The sequence below is a fragment of the Microcystis sp. BLCC-F209 genome (assembly GCF_041928595.1).
Taxonomy (GTDB): Bacteria; Cyanobacteriota; Cyanobacteriia; order Cyanobacteriales; family Microcystaceae; genus Microcystis.
On sequence record NZ_JBHFLL010000231.1, the window covers coordinates 1 to 6753 of the forward strand.

A 6753-nucleotide genomic window follows, 5' to 3' on the forward strand; every position below is an offset into this window, starting at 1 on the left:
CAATCCTTATCTGGCAATAGATTTAATTGATTAGTTCGCTCTAGATCGAAAACAGTTGACAAAAATCGCAGCAACGCCTGTCTCTATAAGGGTTTCATTCCTTATAACCCCCTCCATTGCATAGGACAAACCGAAGAACCACATTTTTTTCATAAATAGGCTCTCAAACTTGCTGTAAAAATAGAAATGATAAGTTACAATACTATTGTTCTATATATAACCAATCTAGCCTTTGATAAAATTTATGGAATCATCTCCTCTACCGATTCATAATCCAGCCGAACGTTTATTAATTATCCTACAAAGATGTTCTCAAGACGAAACTAACGAATCAGTTCAAGCAGTTTTAGCAAGAGCAATGGAAGTGAAAAATGACACTGATTCTGTTCAGAAAGGGTTGATTCAATTACTACAGCTTATTTATCACATAGAAGATCAACTACAATATTTTCCTTCAAGAAAACAGTCTTCCTATAAAAAACTTATGGAAAAAATTAAGTATAAATTAATTAGTTTATTGTCAAGAGTTCACGAGAATTGGTTAGGTTTCGGAGAGCCACTAAACTCTCCTGACTGGGAAGCTCTATATTGGCTTCCTTCTTGTGTAGAAGATTTTGAGGAAATATGTTTAAGCAAAGAGGATTTGAACAGGTTAAGGGAAGAAATATTAGGTTTAATTCAAATGATTGAAGATAGCAAAATTACGCAAGAGTTTAAACAATTTCTGCTGATTAAATTAAATGAAGTCCTGGAAGCTCTTAACAAATTTTACATCGTTGGCTATAATGGTCTTCGCAAGGAAATTTTGGCTACCCTCACCGAGGTGGGAATTAATGAAGTCGAAGGTGAAGATAAGGAAACCAAGAACAATATATCCCAAAAGTTATGGGAATTTTTCACAAAAATAGTTCCAGAAAAAGCACAAAAGATTAATCCGCCAATTAGTCTCCTTGTAAATAGTTATAAGCTTGCAGAAATGTTCAAAATTTTACCTCCAGGTAATTAACAAAAAAGGGTTGCTATCGTATTTAAATCTTAGATTTTGGTGTGTTACGCTTCGCTAACACACCCTACCATATATTTTTATTAAGAATTATCTGTCCCTTGTAACATTAACTTTTAATTCTTAACAAATTACCATAGATTCTCAGAGAAAAACTGATTATAATAAAGGGAACTGAACAGAACTGCTCGATCAGTAGATAACTGATTAATTAAAGTTTTATTACTTTTGATGGCCTAGTATTAAGAGAAGTAAATTTATTCTCGATCGCCCCCCGAAAGTGAGAAGAAATAGTTTTAATAAACAAAGAGTTTTCAACTTGGCAAAAATCCTCTGGGGGCAATACACATGGAAGTTATAACCGAGACAATTAACCCAACTTCGATCGAACGGGAACCGATCCATCTCTATAACCGAATTCAACCGCACGGGGTGCTTTTAGTTCTCAGCGAACCGGAGCTAAAAGTCAGCCAAACCAGCAGTAATAGCCGCAGTTTATTGGGTATTTCTCCGGGGGAAATTATCGGTAAAACCCTAGAGGAAATCTTCGATCCCTTTCAGATCGATCCTCTAAAATCAGCCATAGAAAATAACGATTTTGATGCTATCAATCCCTCCAAAATTTGGGCGCGGGTTAAAGGGGATGATTTTGCCGTCTTTGATGCTATTTTTCACCGCAACGCCGAACAAATGCTGATTTTAGAGTTAGAACCAGCTATTTCCTATGAAAACATTCCTTTCCTGAGTTTCTATCACCTAGCCAAAACTTCGATCGATAAACTTGAAGCCACCCGTAGCCTGAAAGATTTCTGTAATATCATCGTTAAAGAAGTCAGAAAAATGACAGGATTCGATCGAGTTATGTTATACAAATTCGACGAAGAAGATAACGGTGATGTGATAGCAGAAGACAAAATAGAGCAACTAGAACCCTATCTCGGTTTACGTTATCCCGCTTCCGATATCCCTCTCCCGGCACGAAATTTATTAAGTGCTAATTGGATTCGACAGATTCCCGATGCTACCTCTGAACCCGTCGATCTAGTGCCTGTTCTTCATCCCGAAACCCAACAACCCTTAAATTTAACCCTGTCCAGTCTTAGAAGTGCTTCTCCCTGTCATTTAGAATACCTGCATAATATGGGAGTGGGAGCATCTCTAACCATTTCTCTGATTGAAAATAAACGTCTCTGGGGCATTATTGCCTGTCATCACCGTACCCCCAAATATGTACCCTACGAACTCCGTAAAGCTTGTGAGTTTTTAGGAAGAGTAATTTTTTCGGAAATATCGGCACGGGAAGAAACCGAGGATTATGACTATCGAGTGAAATTAAACTTTGTGCAATCGCAATTAATCGATTATATGGCGGAAGCTAATAACTTTATTGATGGATTAATTGCCCATAAACCGAATCTGCTCGATCTAACTAAAGCCACAGGATCCGCTATTTGTTTAGGCGGCAATTATACCTTAATTGGAGTAACACCGAGCGAAGAAGAACTAAATTATCTGATTACTTGGCTAGAAAAAAACGTCCATGAAGATGTTTACTATACCAATTCCTTACCGCGAATTTATGCCGATGGGGGTAAGTTTAAAGACATTGCCAGTGGTTTACTAGCAATTCCCATTTCTAAACGTAATTATCTCCTCTGGTTTCGTCCAGAAGTAATTCAAACCGTGAACTGGGGTGGTGATCCGGGTAAAGCGATCGAAACGACTGCCATAGATGGTGATATTCGTCTCTGTCCGCGTAAATCTTTCTCCCTCTGGAAAGAAACCGTTCGTCTCAAATCTTTACCCTGGAAAGCAGTAGAAATCAACGCCGCACTAGAATTACGAAAAGCGATCGTCAATATCATCTTAAAACAAGCCGATGAATTGGCCCGTTTGGCGCGGGATTTGGAACTATCAAACGCCGAATTAAAAAAATTCGCCTACGTCGCTTCCCACGATTTACAGGAACCCCTCAATCAAGTCGCCAACTATGTGCAGTTGCTAGAAATGCGCTACACCGAAGAACTGGACGAAGATGCTAAAGAATTTATTACTTTTGCCGTCGAAGGTGTCAGTTTGATGCAAACATTAATAGATGATGTGCTGGCTTACTCGAAAGTGGATATGCAGGCGGTAGAGTTTAATACCATTGATGCTAATCTGGCACTGGAAAAAGCTCTCGCTAACCTGAAAGGGAGAATTCAGGAAAGTCAAGCTATAATCACCGTTGATCCTTTGCCAATTGTCATGGCAGATAAAACCCAGTTAATGCAATTGTTCCAAAATCTCATCGGTAATGCCATTAAATTCCGGGGAAAAGCAACCCCCACTATTCATATTGCTGCCCAACGTCAAGAGGAGGAATGGCTGTTCTCTGTCACCGATAATGGAATTGGTATCGATCCCCGATTTTCCGAACGCATTTTCGTGATTTTCCAACGACTGCACACCCGCGACGAGTACCCCGGCACAGGTATGGGTTTGGCGATTTGTAAAAAAATTATCGAGTGTCATCGCGGACGAATTTGGGTAGAATCCCAATTAGGCAAAGGAGCGGTTTTCTATTTTACAATTCCCCTAGGAGGTAACGAGCGTGAGCGCTGGCGAGGACGTGCCACACAAAATTATCTTATTAGTGGAGGACAGCAAAGCTGATATTCGCCTCATCCAAGAGGCATTAAAAACTAGCACCGTCCCGCATGAATTAGTTATCGTTAGGGATGGTGTCAACGCCATGGATTATCTGCGTCGAGAAGGGGAGTATCTCGATTCTCCCCGTCCTAATCTGATTCTTCTCGATCTGAATTTACCAAGAAAAGACGGACGGGAGGTATTAGCGGAAATCAAAAACGATCCCAGTTTAAAAAGAATTCCTGTGGTGGTTTTAACCACTTCTCGCAACGAGGAGGATATTTTTTATAGCTATGAACTGCACGTTAATTGTTATATAACCAAGTCGCGCAATCTCAACGATTTGTTCAAAATTGTCAAAAATATCGAGGCTTTTTGGTTAGAAACCGCTACTTTACCCGGGGAGTGAATCGTTATCAGTTATCAGTTATCAGGAGTCAGGAGTCAGGAGTCAGGAGTCAGGAGATAGGAGATAGGAGATAGGAGTCAGGGATCAGTGATCAGGAGATAGGATTCAGGAGTCAGGAGTCAGGAGATTATTTCTATTTATTCTCCCCACACCCCACACCCCACTTCATAATTCATAATTCATAATTCATAATTCCCCCTCCCTACACCCTACACCCCACACCCCACACCCCACCTCCCCACTTCCCAATCCCTAACCTCCCAAATCCCTAACCTCCCAAATCTCTTTAACTCTTGATTAAAAAATGGGACTCTCGCAGGATATAAAAGTTCTTTTAATCGAGGATAATTTAGCCGAAGCTCGATTATTAAAGGAAATTCTTAAGGGTAATGAAAAAAAAGAATTTCATCTGGTTAATGTGTCAAGACTGTCCGAGGCGATTTCTCTATTACAACAAACAAATTTTGATGTAATTTTATTAGATTTAACTTTACCAGATAGTCAGGGTTTGGAATCCTTAGCTCCCCTTTTGATTACGGCTCCGAAATTGCCAATCGTGGTTTTAACTAATACTAATGATGATAATTTAGCTTTGGCAGCACTACGTCAGGGAGCGCAGGATTATTTAATTAAAAGAGAAGTAAGTTTAGAAATTTTAACTCGATCGCTATGTTATGCGATCGAGCGAAAACAGATGGAGGAAGCTTTACGAGAATCCAACAAAGCTTTAAAAATGAGCGTGATTGAACGCACTAATCAACTGGAAAAAGCTCAGGAATTAAATCAGTTAAAAACTGAATTTGTTTCCATGTTATCCCACGATTTTCGCAATCCTTTAAATAAAATTTTACTCTCGGCTGGATTATTAGAAGAAAGTCGCGATCGGTTGACAAAAGATCAGCAAGTTAGCTATTTTCGCATGATTCGATCGGCCATTAAAGACATGGATCAATTGCTCACAGAAGTGTTATTAATTGGCCGGGCCGATTCCGGGAGATTATACTGTCAATTTGATCCGGTGGATTTACTGGATTATTGTCAGAAATTGGTAGAATCTTTTATTGTTAAGCCAGAGCTGCAATCAGCAATTATTTTTCAAGTTGAGGGCAGCTTAGAAAGAGGACTTTGGGATATTAATTTAATTAAACATATCTTGACAAATTTACTAGGAAATGCTCTCAAATATTCACCCGAAGGAAACCCCATAGAATTTAAGATTATCGTCGAATCTGAGCAGGTAGTCTTTAAAATTATCGATCGAGGAATTGGTATTCCCAGCAAAGATCAAGAAAATTTATTTAAACCTTTTTATCGCGGTAGCAATGTCGATAATATTCAAGGAACGGGATTAGGATTAGCCATTGTCGGACGCTGTGTGGAAGCGCACAAAGGACAAATTTACCTGGAAAGTGAGGAAGGAAAAGGCACAAAGATCACGGTAATTTTACCGATTATTACCGACATTGAACACCTAAATTGAGATGAACAAGAGGGTGGGGTCATAATTTTTTTTCTGCTGCTCTCGCTCCCTATCTACCTATTTCTTGGATCAAGGGAACGAACGACAAAAATACCGATGGCTTTGTCCACTTTAGTGATATATTTTTCTAGGTCTTTAGCAATGGTAACTTGACCAGCAGGAGAGGCATGAATTAAGCCAATTTTGCCATCGGGAAAGCGATAAACTAGACCGGTATGGGTGGTATCTAAACCAGGGATATTAGTCACGACACCGATAATATCGCCAGCTTGTAGTTGTGGGTAAATACCTTTAATATTAACGGTGGGAATATAGGTTAAGGATAAACTTTCTAATCCTCGTTCTACCTGTTGAATACAATCGTAATTACTTTGAGTTTTTAACTGGGGATATAGAGGGCGATTTTTGCTCATAAAATTGAGCTTTTTGTCAAGAGTAATTCCACCTAATTTTTGAGTAATATTTTCTAGATTGCCTCGTTTTTGGTTGTCATTAATCCAATCGGAAAAGTAGTGAAGACGACTACAATAACCATCGAGAATACCGTGGCGATAACGCTGATTTAAAACCTGTTGACTAAAAGCAGAATACTGATAATTTTTTAAAGCAAAATTGTGACTCAAAGCGAGAACTGTTTCCACAAAGAGGACACAATCAAACTCTTTTAAAGAGATAAATAATTTTTCTGTAGGAGAGCGATCGAGTAATCCTGCTTGATATTTTGCTCCTAAAAATTGAGCGGCGATATTCTGAATTATATCGGCCATGGCTAGGCGATCAAGTTGTTGATTTTGAGCGTACTGCACCAGTTTTTGATAATTAGGATCGCTGACTTCTCGAACAAGAACAGTTTCCGATCGAGCTATACTCAAGGGAATTAAAACAGGATTAATTAATAAATAGGGTAAAGTTAAGTAGGTAGGCACAATTATTTGTAGGATGGGTTAGCGGTAGCGTAACCCATGCGGGCGTTGGGTTTCATGCTTCAACCCAACCTACGTTCATTTTATATTTAATTCCACCCACCTACTTATCCAATTAAAAAACATTGTCGATCGATTACTGAAAATAATAGGATCTACGCCGATAAATTGGGAGCATCTCACTTACGCGATAAGTAATTATACTTAGCCTAAAAGCCACTCTTAATCGTGTCTTGGAACGAAATAGAGGCTTTTAAAGACTGCGTACATGGAGAATTAAAACAAGAATTACCCTCGAAAAGCCTAT

Annotated in this window: 5 protein-coding genes; 4 read left to right on the forward strand and 1 reads right to left on the reverse strand. The window is 39.0% G+C overall.

All coding sequences use genetic code 11. From position 1 onward, the window contains the following. Positions 1-244 precede the first annotated feature (244 nt). From ACE1AQ_RS14950 to ACE1AQ_RS14965, 4 genes are all read left to right on the forward strand, one after another. Positions 245-1006, forward strand: a complete 762-nt coding sequence (locus ACE1AQ_RS14950; protein WP_008196710.1) for a hypothetical protein — start codon at positions 245-247, stop codon at positions 1004-1006. A gap of 345 nt (positions 1007-1351) precedes the next feature. After that, positions 1352-3658, forward strand: a complete 2307-nt coding sequence (locus tag ACE1AQ_RS14955) for an ATP-binding protein (RefSeq protein WP_008196709.1) — start codon at positions 1352-1354, stop codon at positions 3656-3658. After that, positions 3597-4043: a response regulator gene (locus ACE1AQ_RS14960; protein WP_002758488.1), complete on the forward strand. Its 447-nt coding sequence runs from the start codon at positions 3597-3599 to the stop codon at positions 4041-4043. The genes ACE1AQ_RS14955 and ACE1AQ_RS14960 overlap by 62 nt, the downstream gene beginning before the upstream one ends. Before the next feature lie 304 nt (positions 4044-4347). Further along, positions 4348-5523, forward strand: a complete 1176-nt coding sequence (locus ACE1AQ_RS14965) for a hybrid sensor histidine kinase/response regulator (RefSeq protein ID WP_008196697.1) — start codon at positions 4348-4350, stop codon at positions 5521-5523. Positions 5524-5576: 53 nt separating this feature from the next. On the opposite strand, the gene ACE1AQ_RS14970 is transcribed toward ACE1AQ_RS14965, so the two are convergent. Next, positions 5577-6449: an N-acetylmuramoyl-L-alanine amidase-like domain-containing protein gene (locus ACE1AQ_RS14970; protein WP_008196696.1), complete on the reverse strand. Its 873-nt coding sequence runs from the start codon at positions 6447-6449 to the stop codon at positions 5577-5579. Between the last annotated feature and the right edge of the window lie 304 nt (positions 6450-6753).